Origin of the sequence: Solimonas sp. K1W22B-7 (assembly GCF_003428335.1) — a bacterium.
Classification (GTDB): domain Bacteria; phylum Pseudomonadota; class Gammaproteobacteria; order Nevskiales; family Nevskiaceae; genus Solimonas_A.
In genome coordinates this window covers 3,274,864-3,290,198 of record NZ_CP031704.1, presented here as the reverse complement: position 1 = coordinate 3,290,198, position 15,335 = coordinate 3,274,864, and the positions used below count along the sequence as shown (strand labels likewise).

Below are 15,335 nucleotides of genomic sequence, written 5' to 3'. Positions count from 1 at the left end.
AAATTCATCAGCGGCGTGAGATCGGCCTTGACTCGTCGATCCCTTCTGCAGGGTGGTACATAGAAGCCGTCGGTATGGCGCTCGCGAACCGCTCCGCCAGCGCCGCGATCGTGAGGCTCGGATTGACACCCAGGTTCGCCGAGACCACGGATCCATCCATGACATAGAGACCCGGATAGCCGTGCGCCTGATGGTCGGTGCCGATGACGCCGGCCCCCTGATCCTGCCCCATGCCGCAGCCGCCTAGGATGTGTGCCGTCAGCGACATGCCCGCGAGGCTCTCGGGCGCCAGGTTGAAGGCATGGCCACCGCTGACCGCGGCGAACTGTCGTGCTGCTTCATTGGCCTCGGGAATGTAGGTGGGGGCCTGCCTGCCTGGCACAGCGCGGGAACGCAGCAGCAACTGCCAGGGGGCCCACCAGGGGCGTGCGAGGCGAAAACTGAGTTCGTTGTCCAGGTGCTGCATGACGGTCAGCAGGCTGATGCGCTTCGTCCAGTTGCTGCCGAACCAGTTGCGCAGCAGGGGCATGGGCTGCAGCAAGGAGCGGCCCAGCGTGACCCATGCACGGCGCCAGGGACGCGCGCCATCGACCAGCGGCGTCAGCAGGAGCCGCAGGTAGGCATAGTTGGGCGGCAGCCGGTTCTGCGTGATGTGCGTATGCGCGTTGGGATGGAAATCCGAGGAGATCGCCACGCCGTGGCTGAGATCGGTCTGCGGTTCCGGGGCCAGCACGGCGACGAGGGACTCGCTGTTGGTGCGCACCCGCTGGCCCAAACTGGGCGCGAGCGCGGGCAGGCTGCGGTGAATGTCGCGGGCGCGCAGCAGCAGGTCGAGCGTGCCGAGCACGCCGGCGGCCAGCACGACCTTGCGCGCGCGCAGTGTCGGGTGGCGGCAGCCCGCCAAACCGGGCTGCCGGCTCGAGATGGCGTAGCCGCCACCCGGCAAGGGGTGCAGCGCCGTCACCTGGTGCTCCGGCAGCAGGCGCGCACCGTGGCGCTGCGCGAGGTGGAGGTAGTTGTAGTCCAGCGAGTTCTTGGAGCCCTGCGGGCAGCCGGTGAGGCAGCCGCCGCAGAAGATGCAGCCGGTGCGCGGTGGCCCCTCGCCACCGAAATATGGATCCACGACCGTCTCACCCGGCTTGCCGAAGTGGATGCCGACCGGCGTGCGTCCGAAGCTGGCCTTCGCACCCATGCGCCCGGCCGTGGCCATCAGATGCTCGTCCATCTCGCTGAGCATCGGGTTGGTGGTGCAGCCGAGCATGCGCCGCGCGGTGTCGTAGTGAGGGCGCAGGTCCGCTTCCCAGTCGATGCCGAGCCCGCTCCAGGCGGGATCGCGGTAGAAGGCGGGCTTGGGCTCCAGCAGGACGCTGCCCCAGACCAGCGAGCCGCCGCCGATGCCGACACCGCCGAGGATGCCGACGTGACGGAACAGGCGCTGCGTGAAGAAGCCTTTCAGGCCCAGTGCCGGTAGCCAGAACAGCTTCAGCAGGTTGTGCTTGGCGGCGCGGATCTCCTCGGGGCCGATGCGACGGCCCTGCTCCAGCACGAGCACGGAGTAGCCCTTCTCGGCGAGGCGCAGGGCCGAGACCGCACCGCCGAAGCCGCTGCCGACGATCAGGAAGTCGCAGTCGTGGCTGCTCACGCCGCGCTTGCCCTGATGAGTTTCAAGGTCCACCGCCATCGCGGCCGCGGTCGATGAGGGCGAAGAACAGGCGCTCCAGCTCGGCCAGCTGCGGGATCAGGGTCTCCGGCGTGCCGGGCTGTGCGGGATCGTAGTCGCCGCCGCAATGGCCGCCGGCTGCGGGCACGATATCGGGTACACAGAGGCCCTCGGGCGCGTCCTCCGGCTCGGCCGCCGGCAGCGCGGCCACCGCCGCGCAGTCCAGGCGCAGGCGCTCGACGGCATTGCTGACGCCGAGGATTTCCATGTCGCCGCCTTCGATCGCGTAGATGTCGGCGCCGTCGGACACCACGATGACACCATGTCTCGGCGTGGGGATGTCGGGCAGGCGCGACCAGAGATTGCGCGTCGGGTCGTAGACCTCGGTCTGTGGCCGTACCTCGCGCGGCTCCTGGTGCGGGTCTTCGCCGCTGACGACGACGATGCGGCCGCAGGCAACGGCGGCGCCACCGCCGGCACGCGTGTAGGTCAGCTCCGCGACCGACTCCCAGGCGTCCATGCCGGGCTTCCAGCGCTGCACCTGCTTGTAGGCCAGGCCCTGCATCACGTCGTTGGGGCGTCCGCCGATGACGTACATGTAGCCATCGAGCGCCACGGCCTGGGCGTGATCGGGCATCACTGGCAGGTTGGGGCCGCGGCTCCAGCGCCGCGTGCCGAAGTCGAACAGCTGCACCGAGGGGAAGTTGACCGGGAAGATGTAGCCGCCCGCCACCACCAGTTGGTCGCCGAGCACGACGGCGGTGTGGCCGGCGGCCGGTTGCGGCATCGGCGGCATCGAGGTCCAGGCGTCGGTCGCGGGGTCGTATTCCCAGAACAGCGGCAGGGCCAAGGCCACGGCGGCATTGCCGCCGGTGACGTAGAGCTTGCCCTGGTACTCGACGGCGCGCGCGTGATCCAGGTGGAGCGGCATCGGCTTGGCGAAGTCCCAGGCCCCGGAGTCGAGGTTGTAGCGCTCGACCTTGGCGCCGGGGATCGGCTCGACCTCCAGGGGCAGGCCGAAGCCGAAGGCGCCGAGGCGTTGCTCCTCGTAGCCGCCGATGATGTAGATGTGGCGACCGACGCGCGTGCCGAAGGCCTCGAGGCGTTTCAGCGGGCTCGGCGGCAGTTGCTCCCAGCGGCCGGCGGCGTTGTCGTAGCGCGGCTCCGCGGGGCCGCCGGCGGGATCGCTGGAGTTGCCGCAGGCGGTCAGCAACAGGAGCAGCGCGAGACCGCTGATGCGCGCCGGCTTCATGGCGCGCTCCCGGAGACGTTGCGGAAGATCGTCAGCTCGGCGGCGCCGAGGCCGCCGGGCACGGCAAGGTCCGGCCAGCCGTCGCCGTCGTAGTCCGTGGAGAGCAGCAGTTGGGCGCCGCCGCTGGCCTCGTAGGACGGGCCGGGGGCGAACAGGCCGCCGCCGCTGCCTCGCAGCAGGGTCAGGTCCTTGGACAGGAAGCTGGCCACCGCGATATCGGCGCGGCCATCGCGGTCGTAGTCGTCGATCGCCACGGCGGTGGCGGCCGTGCCGGCGAGGTAGTGGACCGGCGCGGCGAAACCACCCTGGCCGTCCGCGAGCAGTACGTCGGCGCCGCTGCCGTAAGGGCCGGCCAGCAGGCGCAGCTGTTGCTCCGGCAACTCCTGCAGCAGCGCACGCAGCGGCGCGGCGACCAGGCCGGCGACGATGTCGTCGAGGCCGTCGCCGTTGAGATCGCCGGCGACGATGGACTCGGCGAATCCGCCGGCGAAGCTCAGGCCGCCGCGCACGAAGCTGCCATCGCCGGCACCGCGGTAGACGGTCAGCATCTCGGTGACGCCATCGGCCAGCGCGAGATCGGCATGGCCATCGCCGTCGAAATCGCCGCTGGCGATGGAGGTGGTGAACAGGCCGCCCGGCAGCTGCCATGCCGGGCCGAAGCGGCCATCGCCTTGCCCCAGCAGCACGGCCAGCGTCAGCGAGCCGTTGAGCACGGCGAGATCACTGCGGCCGTCATGGTTGAAGTCTGCGGTGACGATGCCCTGCGGCAGCAGGCCGACGATGCTGGAGGCGCCGGCGACGAAGCGGCCATCGCCCTGGCCCTTGAGCATGGTGACGGAGAAGTCCTGCAGTCCGGCGGCGACGAGATCGAGCAGGCCGTCGCCGTCGAAGTCACCGCTGGCGATGGCCTGCACCGTGCCGGAAGCCTCCGCCACCAGCGCTTCTGCGAAGCGGCCGTCGCCGCGATTCAGGAGGATGTTGATGCCACCGCCACGGCCGTTGGCCAGCGCGAGGTCGGCGTGGCCGTCGTGGTTGAAGTCGCCGACCGCGCCGCCGCCGGCGCCGAAGCCGGTGCCCGTGCCGGGCAGCGCGTAGGGCTCGTCGGCTTCGAGGCGAATGTCCCTGGCCGCGGTGCCCGCGCCATCGCGCGGCGCGGCGGGCGCCGCACCGCCGGAGGAACCACAGGCGGCCAGCAGCAGCGGCAGGCTTGCCGCCGCAAGGCGCAAAGCGCTTGAACCCATCGTGATCATCATCCCTCGCGCGGCTTGTCGTGTTGCCACCTTCGCCGAGGTGGTACGACAAATTAGGTGAGGTATTCCGCGGCGGTATTGACCCGTTGCGCCGCCGCGATGACCGCTTGCGCCACGGCGTTACGGTGTCTGTCCGCAACCCTGGTTCATCAGCACCGACAAGCCGCCGCCGATGGCGAGCATGTTGGCGACGGCGAGGTCGGGACGGCCGTCGCCGTTGAGATCGCTGGCGACGATGCCGGCGGGGCCGCTGCCGGCGGCGTGGTCCTGGCGTGGTGCGAACTCGATCTGATCGCTGCCGGGCGCGGTGCGATTCAGCAGCACGGAGACGCCGGGCAGGCCCGGCACGACGGCGCGGCCGGTGGAGACCTCGCCGAAGTTGGCGACGACGATGTCGCGGCGGCCGTCGCCGTCCATGTCTTCCAGGATCACCTGCTCCGGCGCGATGCCGGCATGGACCACGACCTGCGCGGCGAAGCTGGGCGTGGCGGCGCGCGGCGGCGTGGTGTTGACCAGGATGGAGATGACGCCAGGGCCCGGGGTGAAGAAATGCGGGCTGACGACGTCGAGGCGGCCGTCGCCGTTGATGTCCTCGAGGTCGAGCGTCTCCGGGCCGTTGCCGAAGCTGCCGACGGCGAAATCCAGCGGCGCGGCGAAGTCCGGCTCCGTGGCGCCGTCGGCCGTGCGGTTGATCAGCACCGAGACGGTGAAGCCCAGCGAGTTGCCGACCACGAGGTCCGGCTTGCCGTCGCCGTTGATGTCCTTGGCCTGCAGGCCGATCGGCGCGGCGCCGACATCGTAGAACACCGTGTCGGAGAACGCCGGCGTATCGGTACCACGCGGCGTGCGGTTGAGCAGCACGGACAGGCCGCCGCGCCCCGGCGTGTTGAAGTTGGTGGTGGCGATGTCGATGCGGCCATCGCGGTTGAAGTCCGCGGCGGCGACACCGCCGGTGCCGGGGCCGGCGCGGAAATCCACCTTGGGCAAGAAACGCGGCTCGTCGGCGCCGGCCGGTGTGCGGTTGAGCAGCACCGACAGCGCGCCGTTGCTGGGCAGCAGGATGCCGGGCAGCAGGCCGGACAGGCCGCTGCCGAGCCAGTTGCCGACCAGCAGGTCGTCGAGACCGTCGCCGTCGATGTCGGCCAGGCCCAGGGCCTGCGGACTGGCGCCGGTGGTGAACTTCACCGGGTCTAGGAATTGCGCGCTCTCGGCGCGCGGCGCCGTCGCGTTCATCAGCACCGACAGGCCGCCGGCGCCGGTCACCGCGCCGGCGTTGATCACGGCGAGATCGCGCCGGCCGTCGCGGTTGAAGTCGCTGTCCACGGCGTACCAGGAGCCGGTGCCGACCTGGAAGTTGGACGGGGCCATGAACTCCAGCACCACGCCGGCGGCGCAGCCGGCGCGCGACGACGGGGTGCTCTGCTCCGCGCCGCTGCCGGAACAGGCCGCGAGGATCGCGGACGCCGTCGCCGCCACCAGGCCTGGAAGTCTGCGCATGGCTTCAGTGGCTGGTGTTGAACAGCACGCGCAGCACCGCGCCGGCGGTGGGCGTGGCGGCGACGAGATCGGGGCGGCCGTCGCCGTTGAAGTCGGCCTGCGCGATGGTGTTGGAGGCGATGCCGGGCGGATAGGTCAGCGCCTCGGTGAACTCGGGCTTGGCGGCGCCGCGCGGCGTGCGGTTGGCCAGCACGGCGACTCCGGTGGGCCGCGGCGCGCAGAACAGGGCGTTGTCGTTGGCGGCGGCGAAGTCCAGCAGGCCGTCGCCGTCGTAGTCGGCCACGGCGATGTCCTCGGTGACGCAGCCTTGCGTGTCGAAGTGGGTCAGCTCCGAGAACGCCGGCTCCATGGCGCCGTTCTGCGTGAGGTTGAGCGCGATGTTGACGCCGGCGCCGCTGACGCCCTCGCCGGTGATCAGGTCGAGCCGGCCGTCGCCGTTGAAGTCGGCCATCTTCACCGCCGTGGCCATGGGCGAGGCGATGCTGAAGGGGCCGGCGTAGTCGGGAGTGTCCGCGCCGCGTGCGGTGCGGTTGAGCAGCACGGTCATCTCGTTGGAGCTGGTGTTGCCGACGACGATGTCGGTCAGGCCATCGCCGTTGAGATCGCCGCAGGCCATGCCTTCCGGCGTGCTGCCTCCGGCGAACGCGGTCGGCGCGGAGAAGGCGAGATCGCCACCCGCCGCGGTCTGGTTGAGCAGCACCGAGACGACCCTGGCGGGGCTGTCGAAGGAGTTGGTGACGATGAGGTCCATGCGGCCATCACGATTGACGTCGTCGGGGCAGACCAGGGAGGCGCCGATGCCGGCGGTGTAGCGCCGCGCCGGCTCGAAGGCCAGCTCACTGGAGCCCCTGGGCGTGCGGCTGATGAAAACCGAGATGGCGGCGGCGGGGGCGGTGATGCTGTTGGCGGCGATGATGTCGACCAGGCCGTCGCCGTTGATGTCGCCGAGCGCCACGCCCAGCGTGCCGATGCCGGTGAGGATGCCGGTGGCCAGATGCCTGGGCGCGGCGAAGCTGGGGCTTTCCGCGCCCGGCTCGGTCTGGTTGAGCACGACGGAGACGCCGGCATTGCCGAGCCCGACGTTGGCGGTGACCACGTCAGGGCGGCCGTCGCCGTTGACGTCACCGGTCACCACCAGCCAGGGCACGGTGCCGGCGCTGAAGCCGGCCGGCTCGGTGAAGCTCAGCTGGCGGATGATGCCGCCCACGCCGTCCGCGACGGGATCGCTGTCGGCCGCGCCACAGCCGGCCAGCAGCAGGGCTGCCGCGACTGCGGCCAGCAACCGCCGTTGAGGCGCCGCGGACCTGCGCATGCGGGTTCCCTGCCTGTTCATCGACTCCCTCTCCTCGGACCTGGGGCGCTTCGAAGCGCTCATATTCTGCTGTTCCATCCCTGCAAGGAAGACTGCGCCGGAGGTTGCCCTCCGGCGCAGCGGTGAAGCCCTGCAATGGCTGCGCTCAGGGCAGCGTGTGCGAGGTGAGGAAGTTCCAGATGCGGTCGTGAAGATCGGTCTGGCCCGCACCCAGCGGCCACTGGTGGGTGGTGTTGGTGAGGATGCGCCAGTCGACGCGGACGCCGCCGGAGCAGCCGCCATGGCTGTCGGTGGTGCCGTAGCTGTCGCTGCTGCTCACCGGTGAGGTGGAGCAACCGTTCTTGGCGATCCACATGGCGCGCGCCTGTTCGTCGTACTGCGTGAACTGGGTCGGATCGACATCGCCGGCCGACATCATCACGCCGATCGGGCGGATCGGGTTGCAGGCGGCGCCGAGCATCGTCGGCGTGGCGCCGGCATGCGAGGCCACCGCGGCGACGGTATCGGCCATGTCGCAGGCGGCACGCTGGGCCATGACGCCGCCGTTGGAGAAGCCCTCGACGTAAACCCGCTTGGCATCGATGCAGTACTTGGCGGAGACGTGCTCGATGACGTCACGCAGGTACTGCTCGTCGTTGCCATGCTCGCTGTAGGCGTTCCAGAAGGTGCCGCCGACGACGGTGCCCAGGGCCTGGCCGTAGGCAACGATGAACTTCTTCTGGTTGGCGTACGGGCTCCAGCCGGTCTGGTACTCGGCGAGGTCTTCCGACTCGCCGGCACCGTGCAGGTCGATCAGCAGCGGGACCTTCTGGCCGGGAGTGAGGCCGGGCGGCACATGCAGGCTGTACCAGCGCCCGCTGATGCCCACCGGCACCACGGCCAGGGTGCCATTGAAGCTGCCGATGCCGGTGGTCGGCGCCACCGAGCAGGTCGACGGTGCGGGGAATCCCGGCAGGTTCCAGAACGGCAGGTCGATGGCCATCGACGGCGCGGCGAAAGACAGTCCGATCACGGCGCAGGCCGTGCGCAACACTTGTTGAAGCGACTTCATGTTTTTCCTCCTTGGGGCTGGCGACCTTGCCGGCTATTTCCTGTCACCTGTCCTGGCATGGCGCGCCGGTGAGGTTCACCGGCGTAGAGGAAATTAGGGCATGGGGCCGGTGGGGTATTGACCGCCTGCGCCGAGCCGATGACCGCGTACGCCATGCCGGATCACGGTGCCGGAGGCAGCAGCGACAGCGTCCAGACCTGCGAGTTGGCCGGAACCAGGGGCGCCTGGGCCTGGACCAGGCCGCTGATCGTCAGCAGGCCGCCGGTGACCGCGGGATCGCTGGCGCGGACGAAGCGCAGCACGCAGGCCTGCTGCAGCCAATGCATGCCGGCGGGGGTTTCGAGGTAGTCGCAGTCGCCGCTGGCCTCGACCCTCAGTGGCGCGCCGTGGCGCAGCAGGTCCACGCTGGCCGTTGCGCTGCGCCGCGTGCCGCCCGCCGCGCCGAGGCAGAGCCGGGCGCCGGCGACGCGGCGCAGGGGCTGCCAGGGGTTGAGGCGCGAAGTCTGCGCGTCGGCCTCCACCGGCGAGAGTGCGAGCAAGCGCTGTGTCTCGCCCGCGGCACAGTCGCCGGAGTCCGCAGGCAGGCTTTCGTCGAAGCTGCGCAGGACCCAGAAGTCGGGGTCGTTGGGCAGGGCCCCGATCTCCTCTTCGGGGATGCGCGGCGGCGGCGCGGCGGCAGGCAGTTCCGTGCCGGCTTGGGCCGGCACGACGTAGGCGGTGAAGATGGAGCCGGAGACGGTGTTGCTGACCGCCAAGCCCCCGGCGACGTTGACCTCGATCTTCGGCTGCAGCGCCATGCGGCAGCCGACGAAGGCGGCTGGCGTGGAGCCTCCCTGCAGTTGCGGCGAAATCAGGCAGTTGCCCTGGGCATCGATGTCTCCGGCACCGGGGATACTGGCGTAGGCATAGGCCTCGGTGTAGTCGGAGTTGAGCGCGGGCCGGGCGCAGATGAAGCCTGGCCCGAGATAGGTGGCGGTCTCGCCGCTGACCAAGCCGCTGTCGGGATCACTGGAGAAGGCAAAGCTGACGGCGTTGGTCTGCACGAAGCTGGTCAGCAGGCCACCGACCAGGCCGAAATGCGCATAGCAGCGGCGCAGCTGCTCGGACGTGGGCTGGCGCGGCCGGTGCGGCAGCGTGCGGAACACGTAGTAGCGGCCCGGGCCATCGAGATCGACCGGCGGCTCCTCGGGCTCCTGGCCTGCCATGCCCGGCACTCCCCCGCCGCCGCAGGCCAACAGCAGCAGGACCAGCAGCAGCGCGCCGGCCGTGGCGGCCTTCACGACTGCGCCACCGTGGCCGCCAGCAGCCGGGAACTGCGGTACTGCCCCGGAGGCGCGCCGGCCCAGCGGCGGAAGGCACGGCTGAAGTTGGCGGGGGAGGCATAGCCCATGCGCGCGCCGATCTCCTCGACGCTGAGGCTGGCCTGGCGCATCAGGGCGGCGGCCTCGCGATAGCGCAGCTCGTCGAGGAGCTGGCGGTAGCCGCTACCGCAGCGCTGCAGCTTGCGCTTGAGCGTGCGCTCCGACATGCACAGACGCTGCGCCACGGCGCGCAGGCACAGGTAGTGATCCCCGGGGGCGCGCAGCGCCTGCCGCACCCGGTCCGGGAAATCCGACGCCTGCCGTGCCGGCTGCGCATCCACTCCCGCGGCCAGCAGGCGGCGGAACAGCTCCCAGGCCACGGTGGACTCCGGCGCGGGACACCATCCCTCGGGCAGGCCGGCCTGGCGCAGCATGCGCTCGCGCGGCACGCCGCGGGCCAGCGCCAGCTCCATCACCCCCAGGACATAGTGCGCCGGCACGCCATCGTCCTCGCCTGCGGGAGGGGGCGGGAATTCCTGCTGCCGCGCCGCTGCCCAGCCATTACCGGAAATGCCGTCCACGATGTGTCCCGTCCCTTGCTCCTGATATGCTCCAAGGCACCCAAAGGCCGCAGCCGCGAGGAGCGGGACGGCCCAGCCCAACGTAGGCTCAAGAGGAGAGCGTCGTATTGACGACGCATGCCAGGCCGATGACTGACCGCGCCATCCCGCAGCACTTGTCCGTGGCCGTCACCTATGTCGGCGCGCTGCTGGACTACCTCGGCGCACGTGGACATGACGCCAAGGCCTTTGCCACGCGCGCCGGTGTCGATCCGGGCAACGACTCGGGCCAGATTCCGGCGCGCCAGTACGTCCGGATGCTCGACGACGCCGCAGCCCTGACCGGCGATCCGAATATCGGCCTGCACGTGGGCGAGAGCGTGGAGCCGCGGCACCTGGGCGTGCAGGGCTATGCCGTGATGAGCGCAGCCACCGCGGCGGAGGCGCTGGAGCGCGCGGTGCGCTACCAGACGCTGGTCGACACCATCAACAAGGTGACGGTGGAGCCCATGGGCAAGGACATGGCCCTGGTCTGGCAGCCGACGGACTACCACCCGGGCCGCGCCTTCTCCGAGCTGGACGTGACCAGCTGGGTGGTGTTCTCGCGCTGGGCCACGGGCGTGCAGCGGATTTACACGCGCGCCGAGTTCCGGCACGCGGCGCCGACCGACCTGCGCGAGCACGAACGTATTCTGCAGTGCCCCATCCGCTTCGGCGCGCCGCGCGAAGCGCTGGTGTTCAACGAGACGATCCTGGGGCTGCCGATGCCGCGGCAGGATCCGATGATCCAGCGGATGATGGACGAGTACGGCCAGCGCCTGTTGATCCAGGCGGCCGCCTCCGACGATCCGCTGGAGCAGGCGCGTGCCTACGTCTCGCGCCAGCTGACCAAGGAAGTCCCGCGGGTGGAGGACGTTGCGCAGTCACTGCACATGGCGACGCGCACCTTGCAGCGCAAGCTCACCGAGCGCGGGATGACCTACTCCGCCCTGATCGAGGGCGTGCGCCATGAACTGGCGCAGCGCTATCTCGCCGACCCCCTGATCCACATCACCGAGATCGCCTTCCTGCTGGGTTACTCGGAGCAGAGTGCGTTCCAGCGCGCGTTCAAGCGATGGAGCGGTGAGTCACCCGGCGCGTTCCGTTCACGGGTACTTGTAAAGTCCAGTTGAACGTCCGCTTCTGATAGCTGCCTGTCCTGCGGGAGGTCTAGGTGCCACAGCGCACCTGTGCTTTCACAAAGCAGCAGCTGCTCCTGCGAACGCATCAAGGCCCACGCGCAGCCCACACTGCTCGCAGCCGCGCCGGCCCCGCACCCCGATCCAGCCGCACCACCAGCGTGATGCAGCCCGCCGCCGACAGCAGCAGCCCGGTCACCATCATCGGCGCGTAGCCCGCCGCGTCGGCGATCGCGGCGCCGGTGAACGAGGCCAGGCCGGTGCCGATCACCACCGCGCAGGCCAGCAGGGTGTAGTCGGTGCCGGCATGATCGGGATCGCTGGCGTCCATCATCAGGGTGAACAGCGCCACCGTGGCCATGCCGCCGAGCAGGTGCTCGCCCAGGCAGCCGGCCCAGATCCATTGCTTGCCGCCCCAGCCCAGCGCCACGACGAGATAGGGCAGCAGGCTGAGGGTCTGCAGCAGGCCGCAGCCCAGCAGCGCGGCGCGGCGGCCCAGGCGCCAGGCCGTCCAGCCACCCAAGGCCGCACCCGCGAGGCCCGCGACGGAGCCCAGCGTGCCCTTGAGCAGCGCGATCTCTTCCTTGGACAGGCCGTAATCCTTCAGGAAGGGGCCGATCAGCGAGGACACCATGCTGTCGCCGAATTTGTAGGCGCAGATCAGGCCGATGAAGGCGAGCAGGCCGGGCTGGCGCAGGCGCCAGGCCCAGCCGGACAGCAGGCGCCGCAGCGGCGGGCGCGAGGCATGGCTTTCGGCGACGTCGCCGCGCAGGAACAGCACCGGCAGGCAGGTCAGCAGCAACAGGCCCGACATCGCCAGGAACATGGTCTGCCAGCCGGATTTGGCGAAGACCCACAGCAGCCAGCCGCCGCCCAGCACCATGCCCAGGCGATAGGCGCCCACCTGCAGGCCGTTGCCCAGGCCGCGTTCCTGCTCGCTGAGCAGGCGCACCGCCAGGCCGTCGGTGGCCACGTCCTGCATGGCCGCCAGCAGGTTGAACAGCAGCAGCGCGGCGAAGATCGCGCCGAAGGAATTGCCGATGTCGACGAAGGCCAGCACACCGGCGCCCAGCGCCGCGCTCAGTTGCAGCGGCAGGATCCACTGGCGCCGTGTCCCGGTGCGGTCCACCAGCGGCGCCCACAGGAACTTCAGCGCCCAGGGCAGGAACAGCAGGCTGGTGGCGCTGATCGCCTTGAGCGACAGCCCCGCCTCGCGCATCAGTACCGGCAGGGCCTGGGTGAAGAAGCCGTAGGGCAGGCCCTGCGCGAGGTAGAGGCTGCCGAGCAGCAGCAGCTTGTAGCTCCGGCTGCCGTTCATGCCGCGGGCGGATTGCCGCCGCGCGGCGCTTCCTCGCTGGGCCGCGACATGCCGGCGGTGATGACGAAGCGCATCGCCTCCTCGAAGCTCATGTCCATCGGTGTCAGGTGCTGGCGCGGCAGCATCACGGTATAGCCGCCGATCTGGTAGCTCATCGGCAGGTAGACCGCGACGCAGCCCCCGGTATCGCAGCCGGAGATGCCGGCCTCGCCCAGGTCGTCCACCGTGACGAAGCCCACCAGCCGCAGCGGCAGGTTCGGCAGCTGCACCATGACCACCTGGCCGAACTTGCGCTCGCGCTTGTTCGACATGAAGCCGGTGAGGTCGCGCACGGCGCCGTAGACGGTCTTGACCAGCGGGATGCGGTTGAGGCCGCTCTCGAGCCAGCCGAAGGCCTGCTGCACGAACAGGCCCTGCATGCCCAGGCCGACGAGGTAGATCAGCAGGATGGCCACCAGCAGGCCCATGCCCGGCAGGTACAGGCCGCGCGGCAGCAGGAAGCCCAGCAGGCCGCCGAGTACCGATTCCGCCGCGCCGACCAGCCACATCACCAGCGCCACCGTCACCAGGATCGGCAGGATCGCCAGCAGGCCGGTGAAGAAGGTGCCCGCGAACTTGCGCAGCCGTTGTTTCTGTTGCTCGTTCATTTGCGTTCCTGCTTGCACTTCCAGCTGAAGCTGCCGATGCCGTCACCCGCCAAGACCAGCTCATCGCCCGGTGCCAGCGGCCCCACGCCCTTGGGCGTGCCGGTGAAGATCACGTCGCCGGGCTGCAGCGCCCAGCTCTGCGACAGGATATGGATCTGCCGTGCCACCGGGTAGAGCATGTCGCGCGTGCGGCCATGCTGGCGCAGTTCGCCGTTGACCCGCAGCGTGAACTCCAGCTTCTGCAGGTCCTGCTCCAGGTAGGGCCTGAAGTCGCCCAGGGCGGCGCTGCCGTCGTAGGACTTGGCGATCTCCCAGGGCTTGCCCTTGTTCTTCAGCTCGGTCTGCAGCTCGCGCAGCGTCAGGTCCAGGCCCAGGGTCATGCCGGCGACGCAGCCCAGTGCTTCCTTCAGCGGTACGTTGCGGCCGCCGCCGGTCAGCAGGACCACCAGCTCGGCCTCGTAGTGCACGCTGCCGCGGTTGCGCGGCAGGGGGATCGGCTGGCCCTCCGGCACGATGGCGGAAGCGGGCTTCATGAACACCACGCACTCGCCGTCGGCCTGGTGGCCCAGGTGTGCCAGTTCGGCGACGTGATCGGCGTAGTTCTTGCCGATGCAGAAGATTCTGTTGACCTGCATGCTAGTGGCCCGCCCCGAAGTACTCGTCGTACCGTGCCTGCGCGTCGTCACCGAACAGGATGCGGCAGGCATCCAGGATGCCTGGCGAGTCGCGGATCACCTCGCGGCGCTCCACCAGGGCGATCTTGGAGCGGCGCCGCAGGAAGTCCGCCAGCGTCACCACCATCTCGCGCCGCGCCGCCTGGCGCAGTTCGCAGCGGGTGTACTCGGTGCCCTTGATCAGCACCTCGGCCTCGCGCGGATCTTCGCGGATGTTCTCCAGCAGGCCGATGGCCTGCGCGCCGTAGCGCCGCCACAGGCGCTGCGACAGCGGCTCGGAGGACTCGGGCGCGGTGTAGCTGTCGAGCTTCATCAGCAGCGCCTGGTGCAGGAACTCGTCGCGCACCGAGTCGGGCGCCTCGCCGTACCAGGTGAAGCCCGGCTCCGGGATGTTCACGCCCAGGCTTTCCACCTCGTCGCAGATCTCCTCGCCGACGTTGATGCAGTCGGTGAGCTTGCCGCCGAAGATGCTGATTTGCTGCGAGGCGGCGTCCACTTCCACCGCGTGCTTGCGCGACAGCTGCAGGAAGTCGGTCTTCTCGCCGGCATTGCCTTCCACCACCAGCGGGCGCACACCGCAGCGCTCGGAGATGACGTCGGCTTCGGTCAGGGGCTTGGGGAGGTTGAGGCGCTTGTTGATGTTGTCCAGCACGAAGCGGCGGTCCGCTTCGGTCACTGTGGCGAAAGGTGTATCGACACGGTTGTCGGTGGTGCCGATGCAGGTGCGGGTGCCCATGGGGATCGCGAAGAACAACCGCCCGTCGTCGGCGAAGAAGGTCAGCACGCGCTTGCTGTCGGTGATGCGCGGCACGATCAGGTGGATGCCCTTGGAGAACACATGCCGGTGCCGTGTGCTGATACCGTTCTTCGCGTTGACCTCGTCGACGAAGGGACCGGCGGCGTTGATCAGCAGCTTGCTGCGGATCGGGAAGGTTTCGCCGCTGCGCTCGTCGCGGGCCTCGGTGACCCATTCCGTGCCCTCGCGGCGCGAGCCTTCGGCGGCGACGTAGTTGGCGGCGATGCAGCCGCGGCTCAGGGCCGAGCGGATGAAGTTGAAGACGAAGCGCGCGTCGTTGTCGTGCAGGTAGGAGTCGGAGTACTCGAAGCCGCCGCTGAGCCCTTCGGTGCGCACCACCGGCTCCTCGCGCTGGATCGCGCCCACCGGGCGCAGCTGCGGCATGCGGGTGAAGCCGTTGCCGATCAGCCAGTACAGCCAGGTGCCCGTCCACAGGATCCAGGGGTGCCAGCGGAAGCCCTTCTGGATCGAGGTGAAGAAGCGGATCTCCTTGACCGTGGAAGGGTAGCTGCGGATCAGCCGGTTGCGGCTCATGCACAGGGCCCGTACCAGGGGGTACTCGTAGGTCTCCATGTACTTGATGCCGCCCCAGGCCAGGTTGGAGGACTGCTGGCTGGTGAAGCCGGCGAAGTCGCCGCGGTCGATCAGGCCCACCGAGACCCCGCGGGCGGCCAGCGCCGCCGCGGCGACCGAGCCGTTGATGCCGCCGCCGATGATCAGGACATCGAAGGCCTGGGCCTTGAGCTTGGCGATGTTGCTGGCGCGTAGTTTCATGGGGCAGCCGGGTGGGGCGGACAGGGCCTATTCTGAAACAAAAAGGCCGGGCAATGCCCGGCCTT

At 69.8% G+C, this 15,335-nt stretch carries 13 protein-coding genes; 1 reads left to right on the top strand and 12 read right to left on the bottom strand.

All coding sequences use genetic code 11. The features are described 5' to 3' along the window. Window positions 1-7: 7 nt before the first annotated feature. The 8 genes from D0B54_RS14745 to D0B54_RS14710 form a co-directional block, all read right to left on the bottom strand. Window positions 8-1,642 carry a GMC oxidoreductase gene (locus D0B54_RS14745; RefSeq protein WP_205527132.1) on the bottom strand — a complete coding sequence of 545 codons (1,635 nt, stop codon included), beginning with the start codon at window positions 1,640-1,642 and terminating at the stop codon, window positions 8-10. 22 nt (window positions 1,643-1,664) lie between these two features. Further along, window positions 1,665-2,912 carry a Kelch repeat-containing protein gene (locus tag D0B54_RS14740; protein WP_117292050.1) on the bottom strand — a complete coding sequence of 416 codons (1,248 nt, stop codon included), beginning with the start codon at window positions 2,910-2,912 and terminating at the stop codon, window positions 1,665-1,667. Next, window positions 2,909-4,153: an FG-GAP repeat domain-containing protein gene (locus D0B54_RS14735; RefSeq protein ID WP_162932440.1), complete on the bottom strand. Its 1,245-nt coding sequence runs from the start codon at window positions 4,151-4,153 to the stop codon at window positions 2,909-2,911. Before D0B54_RS14735 ends, D0B54_RS14740 begins: the two co-directional genes overlap by 4 nt. A gap of 129 nt (window positions 4,154-4,282) precedes the next feature. Further along, a complete protein-coding gene (locus D0B54_RS14730; RefSeq protein ID WP_117292048.1) occupies window positions 4,283-5,659 on the bottom strand; it encodes an FG-GAP repeat domain-containing protein in 1,377 nt (458 codons plus the stop codon). Window positions 5,660-5,663: 4 nt separating this feature from the next. After that, window positions 5,664-6,992, bottom strand: a complete 1,329-nt coding sequence (locus D0B54_RS14725) for an FG-GAP repeat domain-containing protein (RefSeq protein ID WP_162932439.1) — start codon at window positions 6,990-6,992, stop codon at window positions 5,664-5,666. A 124-nt stretch (window positions 6,993-7,116) separates the two neighbouring features. Continuing rightward, window positions 7,117-8,022, bottom strand: coding sequence for an alpha/beta hydrolase family esterase (locus tag D0B54_RS14720; protein ID WP_117292046.1), 906 nt, complete (start codon window positions 8,020-8,022; stop codon window positions 7,117-7,119). A gap of 161 nt (window positions 8,023-8,183) precedes the next feature. Continuing rightward, a complete protein-coding gene (locus D0B54_RS14715; RefSeq protein ID WP_117292045.1) occupies window positions 8,184-9,302 on the bottom strand; it encodes a hypothetical protein in 1,119 nt (372 codons plus the stop codon). After that, on the bottom strand, window positions 9,299-9,904 hold the full coding sequence (locus tag D0B54_RS14710; RefSeq protein ID WP_162932438.1) for a helix-turn-helix domain-containing protein: 606 nt from the start codon (window positions 9,902-9,904) through the stop codon (window positions 9,299-9,301). The genes D0B54_RS14715 and D0B54_RS14710 overlap by 4 nt, the downstream gene beginning before the upstream one ends. 128 nt (window positions 9,905-10,032) lie before the next feature. Between D0B54_RS14710 and D0B54_RS14705 the strand changes: the two genes are divergently transcribed. After that, window positions 10,033-11,055 (top strand): AraC family transcriptional regulator, encoded by a 1,023-nt coding sequence (locus D0B54_RS14705; RefSeq protein WP_117292043.1) that lies wholly within the window; start codon window positions 10,033-10,035, stop codon window positions 11,053-11,055. 94 nt (window positions 11,056-11,149) lie between these two features. On the opposite strand, the gene D0B54_RS14700 is transcribed toward D0B54_RS14705, so the two are convergent. Genes D0B54_RS14700 through D0B54_RS14685 form a run of 4 tightly spaced genes read right to left on the bottom strand, consistent with a single transcriptional unit; the run spans window position 11,150 to window position 15,270 of the window. Beyond that, window positions 11,150-12,379 (bottom strand): MFS transporter, encoded by a 1,230-nt coding sequence (locus tag D0B54_RS14700; RefSeq protein ID WP_117292042.1) that lies wholly within the window; start codon window positions 12,377-12,379, stop codon window positions 11,150-11,152. Then, a complete protein-coding gene (locus D0B54_RS14695; protein WP_117295264.1) occupies window positions 12,376-13,002 on the bottom strand; it encodes a DUF502 domain-containing protein in 627 nt (208 codons plus the stop codon). Before D0B54_RS14695 ends, D0B54_RS14700 begins: the two co-directional genes overlap by 4 nt. 20 nt (window positions 13,003-13,022) lie before the next feature. Next, the gene (locus D0B54_RS14690; protein WP_117292041.1) at window positions 13,023-13,661 is read right to left on the bottom strand and encodes a fumarylacetoacetate hydrolase family protein; all 639 of its coding nucleotides are present in this window, start codon (window positions 13,659-13,661) and stop codon (window positions 13,023-13,025) included. Window position 13,662: 1 nt separating this feature from the next. Beyond that, window positions 13,663-15,270 carry a glycerol-3-phosphate dehydrogenase/oxidase gene (locus D0B54_RS14685; RefSeq protein ID WP_117292040.1) on the bottom strand — a complete coding sequence of 536 codons (1,608 nt, stop codon included), beginning with the start codon at window positions 15,268-15,270 and terminating at the stop codon, window positions 13,663-13,665. Window positions 15,271-15,335 lie beyond the last annotated feature (65 nt).